Here is an 822-nt window from a genome sequence, read left to right as displayed (position 1 = left end):
TCCCCGCCTCGCACGCCGGAGCCGCCCCCCTGGGCGCCCGCATCCTCGCGCAGGCCCGCTACGAGACCGTCACCGCCCTCCGCAACGGGGAGCAGCTGCTGGTCACCCTCGTGCTCCCCCTGCTGGCCCTCGTGGGGGTCCACGTCACCGGCCTGCTGGACGCCCCGGGCCGGAACGGCCTGGACCTCGCGGTCCCCGGCGTCCTGGCCCTGGCGGTGATCAGCGCCGCCTTCACCGCCACCGCGATCTCGACGGGCTTCGAGCGCCGCTACGACGTGCTCGCGGCCCTGGCGACCACCCCGCTGGGCACCGGCGGGCTCGTGGCCGGCAAGGCCGCGGCCGTCGCAGCCGTCCTCCTGCTGCAGACCATCGTCATCGGCGGGGTCGGCCTGGCCCTGGGCTGGTCTCCGGATCCGGCGGGGATCCCGCCCGCCGTCGTCGCCCTGCTCCTGGGCGCGGCCGCCTTCACCGCCCTCGGCCTGCTGCTGGCCGGGACGGCCCGCCCCGAGGCCACCCTCGCCGTGGCGAACCTCGTCTGGGTGCTGCTCGGCGCGCTCGGCGGCACGGTCTTCCCCTCGCGCTGGGCCTGGATGGACCTGCTGCCGTCCGGCGCCCTCGGCACCGCGCTGCGCTCCGCGCTGCAGGACGGCGCCTGGGCCCCCAGCGCCCTGGCCGTGCTCGCCGCGTGGACCGTCATGGCCGTGGCCGCCGCCCCCGCCCGACACCCCCGCCCCGCCCGGCCGTTGGTTGGCCCCCCCGGGGGCGGGGTCCAGGGCCCCCGCGCCCGGGGCGGCCGCCACCCCCAGCCCCCCGCCGCCCGGG

1 pseudogene is annotated in these 822 nt (G+C 79.8%); it reads left to right on the top strand.

Annotation, left to right across the window (positions count from 1 at the left end):
* Nucleotides 1-713: pseudogene (locus tag MHY29_RS12175) on the top strand (ABC transporter permease); the annotation flags it as partial.
* Between the last annotated feature and the right edge of the window lie 109 nt (nt 714-822).

This window comes from Micrococcus sp. ACRRV (genome assembly GCF_022346985.1).
GTDB lineage: Bacteria > Actinomycetota > Actinomycetes > Actinomycetales > Micrococcaceae > Micrococcus > Micrococcus porci.
The sequence above is the reverse complement of the archived record's forward strand: the minus strand, read 5'-3'. Positions and strand labels throughout refer to the sequence as shown.